General features: G+C 62.9%; 15 protein-coding genes and 1 other RNA gene. 14 read left to right on the top strand and 2 right to left on the bottom strand.

Features of this window, described 5'->3' with window-relative positions; translation table 11 throughout:
• Positions 1–100 precede the first annotated feature (100 nt).
• Both AC1RT2_RS03600 and AC1RT2_RS03605 read right to left on the bottom strand, forming a co-directional pair.
• Positions 101–730: a LysE family translocator gene (locus AC1RT2_RS03600; RefSeq protein WP_493099587.1), complete on the bottom strand. Its 630-nt coding sequence runs from the start codon at positions 728–730 to the stop codon at positions 101–103.
• A 101-nt stretch (positions 731–831) separates the two neighbouring features.
• Positions 832–2,046, bottom strand: coding sequence for a pyrophosphate--fructose-6-phosphate 1-phosphotransferase (locus AC1RT2_RS03605; RefSeq protein ID WP_493099588.1), 1,215 nt, complete (start codon positions 2,044–2,046; stop codon positions 832–834).
• Between the two features lie 307 nt (positions 2,047–2,353).
• On the opposite strand from AC1RT2_RS03605, the gene AC1RT2_RS03610 reads away from it, so the two are divergent.
• From AC1RT2_RS03610 to ftsW, 14 genes are all read left to right on the top strand, one after another.
• Entirely contained in the window at positions 2,354–3,094 is a 741-nt protein-coding gene (locus tag AC1RT2_RS03610) for a J domain-containing protein (protein WP_069058304.1), read from the top strand.
• Complete coding sequence (locus AC1RT2_RS03615; protein ID WP_493099589.1) at positions 3,091–3,855, top strand: N-acetylmuramoyl-L-alanine amidase; 765 nt, start codon at positions 3,091–3,093, stop codon at positions 3,853–3,855. Before AC1RT2_RS03610 ends, AC1RT2_RS03615 begins: the two co-directional genes overlap by 4 nt.
• A gap of 225 nt (positions 3,856–4,080) precedes the next feature.
• Entirely contained in the window at positions 4,081–4,740 is a 660-nt protein-coding gene (locus tag AC1RT2_RS03620; protein WP_493099590.1) for a lytic transglycosylase domain-containing protein, read from the top strand.
• A gap of 138 nt (positions 4,741–4,878) precedes the next feature.
• Positions 4,879–6,060, top strand: coding sequence for an FAD-dependent oxidoreductase (locus AC1RT2_RS03625; protein WP_493099591.1), 1,182 nt, complete (start codon positions 4,879–4,881; stop codon positions 6,058–6,060).
• Between the two features lie 50 nt (positions 6,061–6,110).
• Positions 6,111–6,506, top strand: an RNA gene (rnpB, locus tag AC1RT2_RS03630) — RNase P RNA component class A.
• Between the two features lie 420 nt (positions 6,507–6,926).
• Positions 6,927–7,367, top strand: a complete 441-nt coding sequence (gene mraZ, locus AC1RT2_RS03635) for a division/cell wall cluster transcriptional repressor MraZ (RefSeq protein ID WP_493099592.1) — start codon at positions 6,927–6,929, stop codon at positions 7,365–7,367.
• Positions 7,368–7,381: 14 nt separating this feature from the next.
• On the top strand, positions 7,382–8,407 hold the full coding sequence (gene rsmH / locus AC1RT2_RS03640; protein WP_493099593.1) for a 16S rRNA (cytosine(1402)-N(4))-methyltransferase RsmH: 1,026 nt from the start codon (positions 7,382–7,384) through the stop codon (positions 8,405–8,407).
• Positions 8,408–8,410: 3 nt separating this feature from the next.
• Positions 8,411–8,812, top strand: a complete 402-nt coding sequence (ftsL, locus tag AC1RT2_RS03645; RefSeq protein WP_444797064.1) for a cell division protein FtsL — start codon at positions 8,411–8,413, stop codon at positions 8,810–8,812.
• Positions 8,812–10,557: a peptidoglycan D,D-transpeptidase FtsI family protein gene (locus AC1RT2_RS03650; RefSeq protein WP_444797065.1), complete on the top strand. Its 1,746-nt coding sequence runs from the start codon at positions 8,812–8,814 to the stop codon at positions 10,555–10,557. Before ftsL ends, AC1RT2_RS03650 begins: the two co-directional genes overlap by 1 nt.
• Positions 10,558–10,621: 64 nt before the next feature.
• The gene (locus tag AC1RT2_RS03655) at positions 10,622–12,073 is read left to right on the top strand and encodes a UDP-N-acetylmuramoyl-L-alanyl-D-glutamate--2,6-diaminopimelate ligase (protein WP_493099594.1); all 1,452 of its coding nucleotides are present in this window, start codon (positions 10,622–10,624) and stop codon (positions 12,071–12,073) included.
• Positions 12,070–13,503, top strand: coding sequence for a UDP-N-acetylmuramoylalanyl-D-glutamyl-2,6-diaminopimelate--D-alanyl-D-alanine ligase (locus AC1RT2_RS03660; RefSeq protein WP_493099595.1), 1,434 nt, complete (start codon positions 12,070–12,072; stop codon positions 13,501–13,503). The genes AC1RT2_RS03655 and AC1RT2_RS03660 overlap by 4 nt, the downstream gene beginning before the upstream one ends.
• A 116-nt stretch (positions 13,504–13,619) precedes the next feature.
• The gene (gene mraY, locus AC1RT2_RS03665) at positions 13,620–14,720 is read left to right on the top strand and encodes a phospho-N-acetylmuramoyl-pentapeptide-transferase (protein ID WP_069058313.1); all 1,101 of its coding nucleotides are present in this window, start codon (positions 13,620–13,622) and stop codon (positions 14,718–14,720) included.
• A 7-nt stretch (positions 14,721–14,727) separates the two neighbouring features.
• Positions 14,728–16,125: a UDP-N-acetylmuramoyl-L-alanine--D-glutamate ligase gene (gene murD / locus AC1RT2_RS03670; protein WP_493099598.1), complete on the top strand. Its 1,398-nt coding sequence runs from the start codon at positions 14,728–14,730 to the stop codon at positions 16,123–16,125.
• Between the two features lie 70 nt (positions 16,126–16,195).
• Positions 16,196–17,350: a putative lipid II flippase FtsW gene (gene ftsW / locus AC1RT2_RS03675; protein WP_069058315.1), complete on the top strand. Its 1,155-nt coding sequence runs from the start codon at positions 16,196–16,198 to the stop codon at positions 17,348–17,350.
• Positions 17,351–17,358 lie beyond the last annotated feature (8 nt).

Raw genomic sequence — 17,358 nt, forward strand, 5'->3', positions numbered from 1 at the left:
GCGTCTGACGCCCGGGCGTTTTGCAAATCAACCGGCCGTGGCCGTGTCCCGTCATTAACCGATCAGACGGGACGCGGCAACCCGTAGGCTTCGCGGTGTGTCACGCCGTCGCCCGTTTGAGCCCCGCCGTCAGCAATCCGGCGCCGATCAGGAGCGTGCCGCCGGTGCGGTTGACGGCCTTCTGGACGGACGGTTTGCGGATCGTCTTGCGCGCGGCCGAGGCAAGCAGGGCATAGGAAAAGGCGTTCAGCGTCGCGAGCACCAGGAAGGTGATTTCGAAGATCACCATCTGCGGCAGCATCGGCTGCGACAGGTCGAGGAACTGCGGCAGGAAGGCGACGAAGAAGACGATGCTCTTCGGGTTCAGCGCCGTCACCACATAGGTATGGGCGAAGATGCGGAAGGGTTTTTCCTCTGCCGGGGCTTCACCTTCGGCGCCAACCGACACCGGTGCGCGCCACAGCTTGATGCCGAGCCAGATGAGATAGGCAGCGCCCACCCACTTCAACACCGTGAAGATCGCCGCGGAGGTGGCGAGCAGGGCGCCGAGGCCGAGCATGGAGGCCGTCATCGCTGTGAAATCGCCGAGCGCCACGCCGGCGACGGTGGCGCCGGCCGTGCGGCGGCCATGGCCGAGCGCATAGGAGATCACGAGGAGGATCGTCGGGCCTGGAATGGCCAGCATCACGGCGGATGCGGCGGCGAAGGCAAGCCAGTGTTCGAAGGACATGAAAAACTCCCCGGATCGAGTGCAATCCGGGGAGCAAGCCATCACGAATTTTGCGCGTCAAGCCCGATGTTGGCGCGTGTCGCGCAAAACCGCGGTATGCGTCAGGCCGCGGGCTTCCACTTCTGGCCGATGACGTCCATCACCTCGCCGAACCATTTGGCCGAAGTGTCGAAGTGCTTGCCGCCCTTGATGCGCGGGAACTCGATGGTGCGCAGCTTGCCGCCCTGGCCCTCGTCATGGCCGGTGACGCCGGACACCTTGTTCAGCGCGCTTTCGACGGCAAGGTCGGTCATGCTCTGGATAAGGCGCAGGTCGTCGCGGTTGGCGGGCGCGGAGCGAGCATAGTAGCCCGACTTCTGCACCATGGAGCGTTCGGCGCCGAGGAGGGCGGCGAACTGCTTGGTGAACCAATTGCCGACATTGATGGTGTCGATCTTCACATGGCCGAAGGCGTCGCGCTTGACGGTTTCGCCGGCCGCTTCCCGGTCCGCGACGATGGCGTCGAGGCAGGCGCCTTCCGAGACGAAGAGCGTCACAAAGCCGGCGCGGTCCATGATCGCCTTCAGCCGCTCGGCCTCGGTCTCCAGGTTGAAGTCCAGCTCCGGCAGGTAGAGGCCGTCGATGTTCTTTAGCTGCTTGTTCATCATGAAGCCGTCGACATAGTCGTTGCCGTTGGTCTTCTGGATATAGGCGCGCGCCGTTGCGGCGGTGAGCCAGCCGCAGTGGCGGCCCATCACTTCGTGCACGACGAGGGTTTTCGGCGCGGCACTCTGCTCGTTGCTGACATGGTCGAAGAAGCCGGCGCCGACTTCCGCAGCCGTCCAGGCGCCGAGCGACTGGCGGATCGGTACGACGTCGTTATCGACGGTCTTCGGCAGGCCGACAACGGTGAGGTTGTAGCCGTTCGCACCCAGATAGGCGGCAAGGTCGGCCGCCGTGGTGTTGGTGTCGTCGCCGCCGATCGTGTGCAGGATGGTGATGCCGTCCTTGGCAAGACGTTCGGCCGCGACGCGCAGCGGATTTTCGCCTTCCTTGACGAGGCCGCGCTTCACGCAATCGGCAGCGTTGGTCAGCTTGACGCGGCTGTTGCCGATCGGCGAGCCGCCATAACGATGGAGGAGGGGCGCCTTCTCGCGCATGTCCTTGGTGATTTCGATGCGATCGGCAAGGAGCAGGCCCTGATAGCCGGAGCGATAGGCGACGAGCTCAATATCCGGTGCGATGTCGCTGTAGCGCTCGATGAGGCCCCCGACAGCGGACGACAGACAGGGCGCGAGCCCGCCGGCGGTCAGCATTGCGACTTTCTGCTTGGCCATAATTCCTCCTCGGTTTCCACAGTCTCTATAGCGGGCGTTCTGGTCTTTGTTTTAGCAACTCCGGACGCCAGACCGCTTCGCACTTTTGCTGGAGTTGCTCGTAGCGCAAATTCCCCGGAAGGGGAACGGCGCGGCGAACTTATCCGCATTCCATGACGGATTGTCTGCTATGCCCGGCAGGCGAAAATTTGGTCGCAGTATATTTCGATGGCGCCACTTCATGAGGGCCATCAAAATTTTGTCATTCGGGGCGAAATGGCGGCTCCATGCCTTGCTTTCCCTGCAATTGTCTGATCAAAATCACCTTATGTTCCAGAATTCGCCCAGTTGCTTCATCAGTGCCGTGTGGGATCGTCTCGTCGGCATGGTCTCCGATGCCGCCAGCAATGTGCTGTCCGGCGTGGTAGAGGCGGTGCGCACATTGTTTGAAGGCGACCCGGAAACCCGCAAGCAGGTGGCGTTTTCCGTCGCGATGATCGCGCTTTCCGCCAAGATGGCGAAGGCCGACGGCATCGTCACGACCGCCGAGGTCGATGCCTTCAAGGACATCTTCAAGTACCCCGACAACCAGGCGGCCAATGTCGCGCGGCTTTATAACCTCGCGCGGCAGGACGTTGCCGGCTACGAGGCCTATGCCGAGAAGATGATGGCGCTCTGCGTCTCCTGCGAGAAGAACTGCCCGATCCTCGAGGATATCGTCGACGGCCTGTTCCATATCGCCAAGGCGGACGGGCTGATCCACGACAAGGAAATGGCCTTCCTTGGCCGCGTCGCGGAAATCTTCGGCATGGTCGAGGAGCGCTTCGAACAGATCATCGCGCGTCACGTCCATGTCAGCGGGCGTGACCCCTACAAGGTGCTCGGTGTGAAGCCGAGCGACGATTTCACCGAGATCCGCAAGCGGTATCGCGTGCTTGCCTCGGAGAACCATCCTGATAGGCTGGTGGCGCGTGGCGTGCCGGCCGAGTTCCGTCAGATTGCGAACGACCGCATGGCCGCGCTCAACGCTGCCTATGAGGCGATCGAGAAGGAACGCTGCGCTGCATGAGCGCATTCACATGTGATTATTCCGGTGCGACCGCCGCGCCGTCGTCGAACTTTGGCGAACGCGCCGGCGGGCGGGAACCAGACATCATCCTCCTGCATTATACCGGCATGGAAACGGCGGACGGCGCGCTGAAATGGCTTTGTGCGCCCGAAAGCCAGGTCTCCTGTCATTACTTCGTGCACGAGGACGGACGCGTCGAGCAACTCGTGCGCGAGGCGGATCGTGCCTGGCATGCCGGGAAAAGCCTGTGGAAGGGCGAGGCGGATATCAACTCGGCCTCGATCGGTGTCGAGATTGCCAATGCCGGCCATCCCGGCGGGCTGCCGGAATTCCCCGAAGCGCAGGTGAACGCGGTCGTCGAATTGTGTCTCGATTGTGGCCGAAGGTGGAAAATCGCCCCTGAGCGGGTGCTTGCGCACTCGGATGTGGCCCCGATTCGCAAGGTTGATCCGGGTGAAAAATTCCCGTGGAACCGCCTGCACGCGGCGGGTGTCGGGCACTGGGTGGAGCCATCTCCGATTGCCGGCGGGCGGTTCTTCCAGCAGGGCGACGCCGGCCAGCCGGTGGAGGCGCTCCAGACCATGCTGTCTCTCTACGGCTATGGTACGGAAATCAATGGATATTACTCGGAAAAAACCGAAGGCGACGTTGCCGCTTTCCAGCGTCATTTCCGGCCGGAACGGGTCGATGGGATAGCCGATTTTTCGACCATCGACACGCTGCACCGGCTGCTTTCCGCGCTGCCGCGGCTGGCCGCCTGATAGCTTATCCGAATATTAGAATATTACAGTCTGTAACAGAAGTTTACCGTTTCGCCACATCCTGACCCGATTGGCCATGTCTTTTCCGACTGCGTTCGTTGCAGCGCAACATGCGGTCAGGGCCTGATCGCACTCAACATGGATCGAGACGTCAGCGCAGGGTGCGCAGCTGTAGCTGCTGCGGCCCAGGGCCCTGCCTTTGCGCTTTTTGGAGACTGGAACTAGATGAGAAGACTTCTTGCTGCCTTCAGCGCGGCCTGCCTTTGTGTGTCCGTATTTTCCGCCAGCATGGCGCATGCCGAAGCCAAGAACGGCCCGGCCAAGAAACGATATCTGTTCGAAACCTCTGCCAAGAAGGACGTCGCTGCGAAGGAAAAGCCCCGCAAGGTTTCCAGCAAGCGCAACAAGCGTAAGGCCGGGATCAACAAGGACGGCGTCGTCGTCGGCAAGCTGAAGACCTTCAAGAGCACGACCGGCTACCCCAAGGCGGAAAATCCGCTGGCGACGGGCGTGAAGGCCGCGGGCTATTCCAGCCTCATCCAGTCCTATGCGAAGGCTTACGGTGTTCCGAGCGATCTGGCGCATGCCGTCGTTCGCGTCGAGAGCAATTTCAATCCGCGTGCCCGTGGCAGTGCCGGCGAAATCGGCCTCATGCAGATCAAGCCGGCGACGGCGCGCATGATGGGCTATCGCGGCGGCCCCAAGGGGCTCTACGATCCGGAAACCAACATCAAGTTCGGCATGAAGTACCTCGCCATGGCGCATGACCTCAGCGGCGGCACGACCTGCGGCACCATCCTGAAATACAACGCCGGCCATGGCGCCAAGCGCATGAACCCGGTGTCCAAGCGTTATTGCGGCAAGATCCAGAGCATCATCGACTGATCATGCCGATGGGCGATTTTTCGCGGGCTGCAACCGGCCCGCGGCCATCCCTGTCTGAATTTACGCAATTCCGGACTGAAAACCGCTTCACACTTTTCCTGGAATTGCTATGCCATCCCTGAAACGTGAGGGTGAAGCATGGATCGGCATTTCGATTTCGTCGTTGTAGGCAGGGGCATGATGGGGGCGGCGGCGGCGCGCCATCTTATAAAAACGGGCGCCTCCGTGGCGCTCGTTGGACGGGGAGAGCCCGCCGACTGGAAGAACCACGACGGCGTTTTCTCCAGCCACTATGACAGCGGCCGCATCACCCGAACCATTGACCAGAACCCGGACTGGGCGTTGCTCGCCAACCGCTCGATCGCCCGCTACCGAGACATCGAAGCGGAAAGCGGCATCACCTTCTACGGCGAGACCGGTTGCCTGATCACGGGTGCGGCGGGCGGCAATTTTCTCAACAATGTCGAATCCGTCGCCAGGCGCTATGCGCTGGATGCGCCCTTGTTCGATCGCGCTGCTCTGAGAAGCCGCTTTCCGTGGTTCGACCTGCCTGAAACCTCGGCGGGTGTCTTCGAGGCGACGAATGCGGGTTATGTCGATCCGCGCAAGCTCGTTTCGGCGCAGGTTGTCTGCATGGAAAAGGCCGGCGGCGTTTCCATCCTCGACGATGCGGTTTCGGTCACCGACGCCGGCGGTCGCGGGTCCGTGTCCCTGAAATCGGGAGCTACTGTCACCGCCGGGCGCGTACTCGTTGCGACCGGCGGTTTTTCGCGGGCGCCGGGGCTGCTGCCGAAGGTGCCGGCCCTCGTTGTGAAGGCGCGCACCGTCGTGCTGGCGCAGCTGACGCCGGCGCAGGCGGAGGCCTATCGCGATATGCCGTCGTGGATCGACGAGAGCACCGATCCTGCCGACCATTTCTATTTCCTGCCGCCCATCGTCTACCCGGACGGCCAGACCTATCTCAAGATCGGCGGCGACCCGACCGAAGTCGAGATCGAGGACGAGCAGGCTGTCCGCGACTGGTTCCGTGGCGAAGGCCGTCCGGAGGCGATCGTGCATCTCAAGCATTTGCTTGCGCGCGCCATCCCGGACCTCGACCCGGTGCGGCTGATCTCCATTCCCTGCATTACGACCTATACGCCGCACGGCTATCCCTATGCCGGCTTCGTCGAGAGTGACCGCGTGGCGCTGCTGACGGGCGGCAACGGTGCGGCGGCGAAGAGTTCGGACGAGATCGGTCGCATCGGCGCCGACCTGGTGATTCGCGGCCGGCTCGACGAACCGGACTACGCAACGGATTTTGCGGTTCATTTCCGCTAAGCCACGTTTGTCTCTGGTCTTTCCCGTCGGTATCAGCTAGTCAGCGCCTGCCAGTTGGCCGGGCAGCCGCGCTTTGCAAGGGTCGAAAGACCGCAAGGTGAGGAAAGTCCGGGCTCCACGGAAACACGGTGCCGGATAACGTCCGGCGGGGGCGACCCTAGGGAAAGTGCCACAGAAAGCAAACCGCCTTCCTTGGAAGGTAAGGGTGAAAGGGTGGGGTAAGAGCCCACCGCGGTCCTGGCAACAGGGCTGGCAAGGCAAACCCCACCGGGAGCAAAACCGAATAGGGATGACGCGAAACGCGCAAGCGTTTCAGCCCGTTTCCGGGCCGGTCATCCGGGTGGGTTGCAAGAGGCCGGGCGCAAGTCCGGTCCCAGATGAATGGCTGCCACGTTCCGGTGCAAACCGGGGCCATACAGAACCCGGCTTACAGGCCAACTGGCAAAAATCTTTCTCCGGAAGACGATTTTTTACGACGCTCTAATGCGCTGAATTCCTTGGGGTTCGCGCATGCCTTGCTGTGTGCTGAAACGCACGCGAGTGGTGTTTCACATCTTGCAAATACAAGGCGTTGGCAGGCCTTTCCTAACCTTTTGTTAAACTTAACGCCTTATAAACGTTTGACGGTCTGAACACGGGGGATGAGGTCTCTTCCCATTGACGCCCATATGGTCCCATGGTATCCCAAAATCACACTGCACGAGGACGCATGAGCGTCCGATCATCGCAAAGCTTTGAGGCAAACCGGCTGGGGACGGTGTGGCGCGAACGCGCTGCATCAAGGCTGGTTCGTGCGCGTGGTGTTGTGTTGGATTTGCCCAGACGGATGCACAGCGTCGGGGTAGGGGAAACGGCTGTATCGTGTCATGAACCGGTTCCTGTCGAATGCGACGAACAGGATCGATGCCAAGGGAAGGGTTTCCGTTCCTTCGGCTTTTCGATCCGTCCTGTCGCAACGCGACATCCGGGAGCTGTACTGCTTCCAGGATTTCATGTTTCCGGCGATCAGCGTCGGTGGGCTGGATTTGCTCGATCGTTTCGAGCGCCAGATCGCCAGCGAGGATGCGTTTTCGCCGAAAGCCAATCGGATGTCGCTCCTCATTCACGGGGGCGGCGTCTTCATGAAGCTCGATTCGGAAGGGCGCCTGTCGGTCACGGATTTTATCCGGGACTATACGGGCATCACCACGGACGTGACCTTTGTCGGTCGGGCGGATCATTTTCAGCTCTGGGCACCGCAGGCATTCGAAGCCACGCAGGCGGCGGCCCGGGAAGAGTTCAGGTTGCGAGGTCTGGGCTCGGGGTAAGACGGAGAATCGGAATGACGGCGGATCTTGGCGGAGGGTTTTCTGATGCCGATGGCGGACCGATCCGTCACATTCCGGTTCTTCTCTCCGAGGTCATCGCGGCGCTCGCGCCGAAACCCGGCCAGGTCATTCTTGACGGTACCTTCGGGGCAGGCGGCTACACATCCGCCATCCTCGCCGAAGGCGCAAACGTCATCGGGCTCGACCGTGATCCGAACGCCATTGCCGGCGGTCAGGAACTGGTCGAATCATCCGGCGGGCGTCTGACGCTCATCCATTCCCGCTTTTCCGAACTTGCCGAGCATGCACCCGCGGGCGGGCTCGATGGCGTCGTGCTCGATATCGGCGTTTCCTCCATGCAGATCGACGAGGCCGAGCGCGGTTTTTCGTTCCAGAAGAACGGCCCGCTCGACATGCGCATGTCCGCGTCCGGCGTTTCGGCAGCCGACGTGGTCAACCGCGCAAAAATCTCCGACCTCATCCGCATCTTCGGCTTTCTCGGCGAAGAGAAGCAGGCCGGCCGCATCGCCCGCGCCATCGAGAAGGCGCGCGAGAAGGAATTCTTCACCACGACGCGCCAGCTTGCAAACCTCATCGAGCTGACGACGCCGCGCAAGGCCAAGGACAAGATCCACCCGGCGACCCGCGTCTTCCAGGCGCTGCGCGTTTTCGTCAACGATGAGTTGGGCGAACTCGCCGAGGCGCTGTTTGCCGCCGAGCGCGCGCTGAAGCCGGGCGGTCGCCTGGTCATTGTCAGCTTCCATTCGCTGGAAGACCGCATCGTCAAGAAATTCTTCCAGGATCGCTCCGGAAAGGCCGCCGGTTCGCGGCATCTGCCGGAAGTTCACGACAAGGCCGCAACCTTCGCACCAGTCGGGCGCCCTATGGTGGCGGCCAGCGACGAGGAGAGTGCGGTCAATCCGCGTGCCCGATCCGCGAAGCTGAGGGCAGGCGAGCGCACCAGCGCCCCTGCCGGGACGGATGATCTGTCCATTTTCAACCTGCCCAACCTTGCCGCCCTTGAGAAGATGGGAAGCTGAGTGATGTTCCGTACCCTTGATGTCGTGATGATCGCCGTCATGACCGCAGCAGCCACCGTTACCTATTCGATCAAGCATCAGGCCGAGAACAAGCTTGAGGTGGTGCGCAAGCTCGATTCCGAGATCAAGCTCGAGGAAGACACGATCGATCTGCTCAAGGCCGACTGGGCGCTTCTCACCCAGCCGAACCGCCTGAACCGTCTCGTCAAGACCTTCGAAGCCGACCTGAAGCTCGTGCCGACCGAATCGACCCAGCTTGCGCAGCCGAGCGAGCTGCCGATGCCGATGGCCGAATTGCCGGCGCTGGAGCCTGAAAAGGACGGCAAGAAGGACGAAAAGATCGCCAAGAACAAGAAGAAAGCCTCGGACGCGGACGCAATCCAAACCGGATCGGTGGCAAACTGATGTCGTTTCTCTCCCGCATCATGGACCTCAAGAGCAAGGCGCATTTCAACGCCGGCGGCAACAACAACCGGACCGGCCCCAACGGGCAGGTTTTCGAAGGCACGCGCAAGCGCTCCGGTTCGCAGGCGCGCAGCCGCGTCGCCGTCATCATCTGCTGCTTCGGCATGGTCTATGCGGTCATCGGCGGCCGCCTCGTGCAATATGGCATGGCCTCGCCGGAAACCGTTTCCTCGATCGGCCCGGCCGATCACCTGATGGCCTCGCGTCCCGATATCATCGACCGCAACGGTGAAATCCTCGCGACCGACATCCGTACCGTTTCGCTCTATGCCGAGCCGCACAAGATCGTCGATGCGGACGAGGCCGTCGAAATGCTCGCCACAGTGATGCCGGACCTCGACCGGCGCGGCATCTACCGCAAGCTGACCTCGAAATCCCGTTTCCAGTGGCTGAAGCGCCAGCTGACGCCCAAGCAGCAGAGCCGTATCCTGGCGCTCGGCATTCCCGGCGTCGGCTTCCGGCCGGAGAAGCGTCGCTTCTATCCGGGCGGTGTCACCGCGTCGCACGTCGTCGGCCACGTCAACATCGACAACCGCGGCATTGCCGGCATGGAGCGCTATATCGACAGCCAGGGTCTCGCCGACCTTGCCGCGATCGGCATGACGAGCGATGCCAAGATGGAGCCGGTGCGGCTTTCCATCGATCTGCGCGTGCAGGCGATCGTGCGTGACGTCGTGGCGACGGGCATGGAGAAGTACAAGGCGCTCGCCGCCGGTGCCGTCGTGATGGACGTCAATACCGGCGAGATTCTCGCCATGGCCTCCGTGCCGGATTACGACCCGAACAACCCGGCCGCCGGCGCCAAGGACGGCTGGATGAACCGCATGTCGAACGGCACGTTCGAGATGGGGTCGACCTTCAAGACCTTCACCACCGCGATGGCGCTCGATTCGGGCAAGGTGAAGATCACCGACAGTTTTGACGCCCGCGCGCCCATCCGCATCGGCGGCTTCACCATCAAGGACTTTCACGGCAAGCACCGCGTGCTGACCGTGCCCGAAATCTTCCAGTATTCGTCGAACATCGGCACGGCCAAGATGGCCGACGTCATCGGCATTGCCGGCCACAAGGAATTCCTCACCCGCATGGGCCTGCTGACCCGGCTTGAGACGGAACTCCCGGAAGTGAAGACGCCGTCGCAGCCGCGCGAATGGAAGAAGATCAACTCGATCACCATTTCCTTCGGCCACGGTGTTTCCACGACGCCGTTGCAGACGGCAGTGGCGGCGGCGGCCCTCATGAACGGCGGCCGGCTCATCAACCCGACCTTCCTGCCGCGCACGGCCGAAGAGGCGAACGAGATCGCCAAGGTCGTCGTCAATCCCGACACGGTCGACAAGATGCGCTACCTCTTCAAGCTCAACGCAAACGACGGCTCCGGCCGGCGCGCGCTGGTTCCGGGCTTCAATGTCGGCGGCAAGACGGGCACGGCCAACAAGGTTGTCGGCGGGCGCTATTCCAACACACAGAATTTCAACGCCTTCCTGTCCGCTTTCCCGATCGATGATCCGAAATATGTGGTTCTCACCTTCATCGATGCGCCGCAGACGGGCGAGGGTGGTGGCCGCACCGCCGGCCTCAACGCCGCGCCGATGGTCGGCGAGATCATCCGCCGTTCGGCATCCCTTCTTGGTGTAAAGCCGAAATTTGGTGAGGACGGGTCCGCCTTGCTTGTGTCTTATTGAATGGAGAAGACGGGACGCCGATTCGGAAACGAACCGGCTGCCAACAGAAAGCAGCAGAGCGAAAATGAAGATCAGCGACCTCACCGGACCCGAAATCGACCCCTCGAACGCCGCAGCCACGATAGACGTAAGCGGCATTGCGAGTGACAGCCGGAAGGTGAAGCCGGGCGACCTCTTCGTTGCTCTCTCTGGCACCAAGGCCGATGGCAGCGCCTTCGTTGCCGATGCCGTTTCGCGGGGTGCCGCGGCCGTCGTCGTTGCCGAGGGTGCCTCTGTCGAGGCCGCCGTTCCGGTCATTGCCGTTGCCGAACCGCGCCGCTTCCTGGCGCTTGCCGCTGCCCATTTCTACGGCCGCCAGCCGGAAACCATGGTGGCCGTCACCGGTACCGCCGGAAAGACTTCTGTCGCTTCCTTCACCCGCCAGATCTGGGCACATGCCGGCCATGCGGCCGCGATGATCGGCACCACCGGTGTCGTGGCTCCCGGCCGCAACGACTACGGTTCGTTGACGACACCCGATCCGGTCTCGCTGCATGAACTGCTGGCCGAACTTGCCGATGCCGGCGTTACCCATGCCGCGATGGAAGCGTCTAGCCATGGCCTCGACCAGTCGCGCCTCGACGGTGTGAAGCTTGCGGCCGCCGCCTTCACCAATCTTGGCCGCGACCACATGGATTACCATCCGACGGTCGAGCACTACATGGCCTCCAAGATGCGGCTGTTCGACCGGTTGCTGCCGAAGGGCGCGCCAGCCGTCATCTATGCCGACGACGAATGGTCCGGCGTGGCGATCGAAGCCGCGCGCAAGGCCGGGCTCGACGTGCGCACGGTTGGCCGCAAGGGTGATTATCTCGCGCTGAAGCGCGTCGAGCATTTCCGCCACAAGCAGACCGCCGAAGTTCATGTCGGCGACGACATCTATGAAGTGCACATTCCGCTCGCCGGCGATTTCCAGGTGGCGAACGCGCTGGTCGCGGCGGGTCTTGCCATGTCGACCGGCGTTCCCGCAACCGTCGCCATGGCGGCGCTTGAAAAGCTCATCGGTGCTTCCGGCCGGCTCGAACTGGTTGGCCATGCCAAGAACGGTGCGCTCGCCTATGTCGACTACGCCCATAAGCCTGATGCGCTGGAAAACGTGCTGACCTCGGTGCGTCCCTTCACGACCGGGCGCGTCATCGTGGTTTTCGGTTGTGGCGGCGACCGCGACAAGGGCAAGCGGCCGATCATGGGCGAGATCGCCATGCGATTGGCCGACGTCGTCATCGTCACCGACGACAATCCGCGCTCCGAGGTTCCCGAAGTCATCCGCTCTGAGATTATGGTTGCCGCCAACGGCGCGACCGAAATCGGCGATCGTGCGGAGGCAATCCGCAGCGCCGTGGGCATGTTGCAGTCCGGCGATACGCTGATCGTTGCCGGCAAGGGACACGAGGAGGGGCAGACCGTCGGCTCCGTGACATTGCCGTTCTCGGACCACGCCGAACTGCGCAAGGCACTGGAGGAACTCGACCGGTGAAATGGCTCTGGACCAGCGGTGATCTCGTAGCGGCCCTGCACGGCCGTCCCATCGGTAACCTGCCGCAGGGCGTGACCGGGATTTCCATCGACAGCCGGGCGATTGCGCCGGGTGAAGCCTTCTTCGCCATCAAGGGCGACCGCGTCGACGGCCATGATTTCGCAAGCTTTGCCGTCGCCAATGGCGCAGCACTGCTTGTCGTCAGCGAAGGCAAGCTGCCAGCGCTTGGTCGCCTCGTGACGCCGATGATCGTGGTGCCGGATGTGCTGGAGGCGCTCGTCAATCTCGGATGTGCTGCGCGTGACCGCACGGCGGCGCGAATCATCGCCGTCACCGGTTCCGTCGGCAAGACGACGACGAAGGAGATGCTGCGCCAGGCACTTGCGCCCTCCGGCAGCGTGCACGCCTCGGTCGCCTCCTTCAACAACCATTGGGGCGTGCCGCTGACGCTCGCCCGCATGCCGGAAACGACCGACTACGGCATCTTCGAAATCGGCATGAACCATGCCAACGAGATCCGCCCGCTGGTCGCCATGGTGCGTCCGCATGTGGCGATCGTCACCACGATTGCCGCTGCCCATCTCGGCAATTTCCGCGACCTCGAAGAGATCGCCGCGGCCAAGGCGGAGATTTTCGAGGGTGTCGTGCCGGGTGGCCATGCGCTTCTCAACCGCGACAACGAACAGTTCGCTTTCCTGGAGAAAGCGGCGCATGCGGCCGGCGTGTCGCATGTGCATAGTTTCGGTGCCGATCCGAGCGCTGAATTCCGGCTGCTCGATTTCATCGCGAGCAATGAGGGCAGCCTGCTCAGGGCGGCAGTCGGTGGGCAGACGCTGGAAGTGCCGATGGGCGCACCCGGCCGGCACATTGCCGAAAACGCCGTTGCCGTCCTCGGCGCCGTGCACCTTGCCGGTGGCGACATCGAAAAGGCCATGGCCGGGCTTGCCACCATGCAGGCGGAAAAGGGCCGTGGCCGGCGCTACAGGCTTGCCAAGGATGGCGGCTGGTTCACGCTGATCGATGAGAGCTACAATGCCAACCCCGCCTCGATGCGGGCTGCGATTGCGCTTCTGCGCGATGCCGAACCGCAGGACGGTGGCCGGCGCATCGCCGTGCTCGGTGACATGCTGGAAATGGGCGAACATTCGCCAGCTGTTCACGCCGGCCTTGCCGAACCGTTGATCGAAGCGGGCATCGGCGACGTCTGGCTCGGTGGGACCGACATGGCGGCGTTGAGGGATGTGCTGCCGGACGGCGTGGAGAGGGAATACTGCGACACGGCGGACGCGCTTGCGGCTTTCGCGCTCGGTTCGGTGCGCGCGGGTGACGTTCTGGTCGTGAAATCGTCGAAAGGCACGGGATTCAGCCGCATCGTGGCGGCCCTGCTTGACAAATATCCGGCGTTCTCCGAGAGGGAACGCGAGAGTTGAGAGGGGTTCGGCCGGGCAGACGTCCGCCGGACCTTCTCTTTTATGGAATTTTCTTCTCTGTCCGCCGGCCTGTCACGCCGCGGTGACCTGGGGAACCTTTTGGGGAAAGGGTGACAATGCTGCTTTGGCTCGTCGAGCTGGCTGACACCGTTCAGGTGTTCAACCTGTTTCGTTACATTACCTTCCGGACCGGCGCTGCGCTGTTCACCTCGGCAACGATCGTCTTCCTGTTCGGCCCGATGATCATCGCCTCGCTGCGCATTCGCCAGGGCAAGGGCCAGCCGATCCGCGCCGATGGTCCGCAAACCCATTTCAAGAAGGCCGGCACGCCCACCATGGGTGGCCTGATGATCTTGGCCGGCATCGTCGGTAGCGCGTTGCTCTGGGCGGACCTCTCCAACGTCTATGTCGTCGCGACCCTGCTCGTGACGCTCGGCTTCGGCGCGATCGGCTTCTACGACGACTACCTCAAGGTGACGAAACAGACGGACAAGGGCTTTTCCGGCAAGGCGCGGCTTGCCCTCGAATTCCTCATCGCCGGCGCTGCAACATATTTCATGATGCGCGCCTCGCTTTCGGCCGGACCCCACGGCTCGACCTTCGGCTCCTCGATCGCCTTTCCGTTCGCCAAGGACCTGCTGCTCAATCTCGGCTTCTTCTTCGTGTTTTTCGGCGGCTTCGTCATTGTCGCAGCCGGAAACGCGGTGAACCTGACGGATGGTCTCGACGGTCTCGCCACCGTTCCGGTGATGATTTCCGCCGCCTCCTTCGGTGTCATCGCCTACCTCGCCGGTAACGCCGTTTTCTCGAACTACCTGCAGATCCATTTCGTGCCCGGCACGGGCGAGCTTGCTGTCGTGCTTGGCGCTGTCATCGGCGCCGGCCTCGGCTTCCTGTGGTTCAACGCGCCGCCCGCCGCCATCTTCATGGGCGATACCGGCTCGCTGGCGCTTGGCGGCCTGATCGGCACGGTTGCGGTTGCCACCAAGCACGAGATCGTCATGGCGATCATCGGCGGTCTCTTCGTGATCGAGACGCTGTCGGTCATCATCCAGGTCGGCTCGTTCAAACTCACGGGCAAGCGCGTCTTCCTGATGGCGCCGATCCACCACCATTTCGAAAAGAAGGGCTGGACGGAAAGCCAGGTCGTCGTACGCTTCTGGATCATCGCCGTCGTGCTGGCGCTGGTCGGCCTTTCCACGCTCAAGCTGCGGTGAGGTCTCGATGATCCCCGTCACCTCGCTCAAGGGAAAGACCGTCGCGCTCTTCGGGCTCGGCGGATCAGGCCTTGCGACGGCGCTGGCGCTTGCCGCCGGCGGTGCAGATGTCACCGCCTGGGACGATAGTGCGGCGAGCGTCGAGAATGCCGCTGCTGCTGGTGTGAAGACCGGCGACCTGCGCAATCTCAACTGGACGGGCATCGATGCGCTGGTCTTGTCACCGGGCGTTCCGCTCACCCATCCGAAGCCGCATTGGAGCGCCGATCTCGCGCACGCCGCCGGCGTCGAGGTGATCGGCGATGTCGAGCTTTTTGCGCGCGAGCGTCGCGCACATGCGCCGGATTGCCCCTTCATCGCCATTACCGGCACGAACGGCAAGTCGACCACCACGGCGCTGATCGCCCATATCCTGAAGGCGAGCGGGCGGGATACGCAGCTTGGCGGCAATATCGGCACGGCCGTGCTGACGCTCGATCCGCCGAAGGCCGGCCGCTTCTATGTGGTCGAATGCTCGTCCTACCAGATCGATCTGGCACCGACGCTGAACCCGTCGGCCGGCATCCTCTTGAACCTCACGCCCGACCATCTCGATCGCCACGGCTCCATGGAGCACTATGCCGACGTCAAGGAGCGGCTGGTCGCCGCGAGCCGTACAGCCATTGTTGGCGTCGATGACACCTTTTGCGAGCGGATTGCCGATCGCGTCGAGCGGGCGGGCACGAAGGTTGTGCGCATCTCAAAGCGCACCGCGCTGGCCGATGGCATCTATGCCGAGGGTGCCCGCCTCATCCTGGCGCAGGCGGGTGCGACGCGCGAAATCGCCGACCTCTCGTCGATCCAGACATTGCGCGGCAGCCACAATGCGCAGAATGCGGCCGCAGCCGTCGGCGCCTGCCTCGCGGTTGGCGTCAGCGAGACGGACATCCGCGCCGGCCTTGCCTCGTTCCCCGGCCTGAAGCATCGCATGCAGCCGGTCGGCCGCAAGGGCGATGCGCTCTTCGTCAATGATTCCAAGGCGACGAATGCGGATGCCGCAGCCCCTGCGCTCTCCAGTTTCGAGCGCATCTACTGGATCGCCGGCGGCGTTCCGAAGGAGGGCGGCATCTCGACGCTCGGCGAGTTCTTCCCGAAGGTCGCCAAGGCCTACCTCATCGGCCAGGCAGCGCCCGACTTTGCGGTGACGCTCGGCGAGACCGTGCCCTTCGAGATGTCGGGCACGCTGGAGCGGGCCGTTCAGGATGCGGCGGCAGATGCCGAGAAGGATGGAACCGGCCCCGTCGCCGTTCTCCTGTCCCCGGCTTGCGCAAGCTTCGACCAGTACAAGAACTTTGAAGTCAGAGGCGACGCCTTCGTGAAACATGTCGCGGCACTGCCCGGCATGTCCATGCTGGTCGAGGTTTAGACGAGCGCGGTTCCGGCTCACGCATGCGGCGGTTTGCGCCCGGAATTGCAAGGAAACAGAGGAAAGAGACATGGTTAGTCGTGCCGAACGTGGTGCATTGGCGGACTGGTTCTGGACGATAGACCGGTTCTTCCTCGCAGCCTTCATCCTGCTGATGGGGTTGGGCTTCATGTTGTCCTTTGCGGCAAGCCCGCCGGTGGCCGAGCGCCTCGGCCTCGACAGCTTCCACTTCGTGAAGCGCCATGCGGTTTTCCTGCTGCCGGCCATCGCCATCATGTTTGGCATTTCCTTCATGTCGCCGCGGCAGGTGCGCCGTGCGGCGATGATCCTGCTGGTGATTTCGCTTGCGGCCATGGTGCTGGCGCTGTTCTTCGGTGTCGAGGTCAAGGGTTCGCGGCGCTGGATTTCGATCGGTAGCTTCTCCATCCAGCCCTCCGAATTCATGAAGCCGGCGTTCGTCGTCATCTGCGCCTGGCTGTTTGCCGAGCATGCCCGCCAGCCGGAAATCCCCGGCAACCTCTTCGCCATCATCCTGTTCGGCATCGTCGCGGCCCTGCTCGTGGCGCAGCCCGACCTTGGCCAGACGATCCTCACGGCCGCCGTCTGGGGCGGCATGTTCTTCATGGCCGGCATGCCCTGGCTCTGGATCATCGTGCTCGGCGGCGCTGCCGTCGGCGGCCTGCTGACGGCCTATACGTTCCTGCCGCACGTGGCGGGTCGTATCGACAAGTTCATGACGGGCGAGGGCGACACGTTCCAGATGGATACGGCGCGCGAGGCCATCATCCGCGGCGACTGGTTCGGCCAGGGGCCGGGCGAGGGCACGGTCAAGCGCATCATCCCCGATAGCCATACCGACTTCATCTTCTCCGTCGCGGCGGAAGAGTTCGGCATCCTCTTCTGCATGGTCATCGTTATGATCTTCGCCTTCGTGGTGATGCGCGGCCTCAACCATGCCTTCAAGGAGCGCAATGATTTCACGCGCTTTGCCGTTGCCGGCCTCGTGTTGCAGCTCGGCACGCAGTCGATGATCAACATTGGCGTGAACCTCGAACTGCTGCCGGCCAAGGGCATGACGTTGCCGCTGATTTCCTATGGCGGTTCGTCGATGATCGCGATCTGCGTGACGGCCGGCTTCATCCTGGCGCTGACACGCCATCGCCCGGAAAAGCGCGCCTCGGAGCGCAGTCTCTTCCGCGGTGGTATCGTCGCGCCTGCCGAATAAGGAGTCCG

Source organism: Shinella sp. GW821-FHT11G07 (assembly GCF_058808115.1).